The sequence below is a fragment of the Streptomyces sp. NPDC057654 genome, assembly GCF_042800135.1.
Lineage (GTDB): Bacteria > Actinomycetota > Actinomycetes > Streptomycetales > Streptomycetaceae > Streptomyces.
In genome coordinates this window covers 1-1483 of the sequence record NZ_JBHVHQ010001338.1, presented here as the reverse complement: position 1 = coordinate 1483, position 1483 = coordinate 1, and the positions used below count along the sequence as shown (strand labels likewise).

Genomic DNA, 1483 nt, shown 5'->3' with positions numbered 1-1483 from the left:
CCGTCGCGCACCGCGTCGGGTACGGGTCCCCGAGCGCCTTCGTCGCCGCCTTCCGCCGCAGTGTGGGCGTACCGCCGGGGCAGTACTTCGCACCCGGCGACAGCGACCCGGGCAGCCCTGGCGACCCCGGCGGCCCCGGCGGCCCCGGCGGCCCCGGCGGCCCCGCTTGACCCTCACCCCACGTCAGGCCGCAGCCTGAACCGTGACGAAAGGCGATCCCATGAGCTATTCGGTCGGGCAGGTAGCCGGCTTCGCGGGGGTGACGGTGCGTACCCTGCACCACTACGACAAGGCCGGACTGCTGGCCCCGAGCGACCGCAGCGCCGCCGGGTACCGGCTCTACAGCGACGCGGACCTGGCACGGCTCCAGCAGATCCTCTTCTACCGGGAGCTGGGCTTCTCCCTGGAGGAGACCGGCGCCGTCCTCGCGGACCCGCGGGACGACGTCCTCGACCGGCTGCGCTCCCGGCACCGGCTGCTGAACGAGCAGATCGCCAGGCTCCAGCGGCTCGTCGAGGTCGCCGAGCGCGCCATGGAGGTACGGCGTACGGGCGTCGAGCTGACGCCCGAGGAGCGGTTCGAGGTGTTCGGCGAGGTCGCCTTCGACCTCAGCTATGCGACGGACGCGCACCTCAAGTGGGGGCACAGCGCCGGCCACCAGGAGTCGATGGCCCGCGCCGCCGCGCACACCAAGGAGGACTGGCGGCAGCTGATGGCCGAAGCCGCCGCGTGGCGCGAACAGCTGCTCGCCGCCTTCGACGCGGGCGCGCCGCCCGACGGCGAACTGGTCATGGGGCTCGCCGAGGAGCACCGCCGCCACATCGGCCGGTGGTTCACGCCCTGCCCGCCCGAGATGCACTGCCGCATCGCCGACGACTACGTGGCGGACGCCCGCGCCTTCGCCCTCGTCGTACCGGCCTCCGAGCAGCGCCCCGGCCTGGACCGGTTCCTGTGCGCGGCCGTCCACGCCAACGCCGAACGGGAGGGCTGAGCCATGAAGGTGCTCATCATGGCGGCCGGTTCGCGGGGCGACGTCGCGCCGTATACGGGCGTCGGGGCGCGGCTGCGCGAGGCCGGGTACGAGGTGGCGCTCGCGACGCACGGTACGTACGAGCCGCTGGTACGGGCGAGCGGGCTGGAGTTCCGGGCACTGCCAGCCGACCCCAACGGTGGAGGCGGCGAGGACTCAGCGAACGGCGGAAGTTCCGCTGGCGGCTCCGGGTCCTTGCTGCGCAAGGCGTCCGCCTTCATCCGGGAGCTGGGCCAAGGTGTCGCCGACGCCGTCGCGCAAGGCGCGGACCTGCTGCTCCTCTCCACCACCACGGCCCCGCTGGGATGGCACGCGGCGGAGGCGTCGGGGATTCCCTCCCTGGGCGTCTATCTGCAACCGGTGGCGCCCACCGCCCGCTTCCCCCCTGTCGTCGGCGGAACCCGCTCGCTGGGCCGCTGGGGCAACCGGGCCGCCGGCCGCGTCTCCCTGCGC

At 74.1% G+C, this 1483-nt stretch carries 2 protein-coding genes; both read left to right on the top strand.

Annotated elements, in window-relative coordinates; genetic code table 11:
• Window positions 1–220 precede the first annotated feature (220 nt).
• A complete protein-coding gene (locus ACFU99_RS43390) occupies window positions 221–991 on the top strand; it encodes a MerR family transcriptional regulator (protein ID WP_384404247.1) in 771 nt (256 codons plus the stop codon).
• A gap of 3 nt (window positions 992–994) precedes the next feature.
• The coding region (locus ACFU99_RS43385; RefSeq protein WP_384404244.1) for a glycosyltransferase at window positions 995–1483 on the top strand (489 nt) is incomplete at its 3' end.

Coding starts and splice junctions, on each gene's coding strand:
- ACFU99_RS43390 (WP_384404247.1), top strand. CDS start 221: ATGAGCTATTCGGTCGGGCAGGTAGCCGGCTTCGCGGGGGTGACGGTG.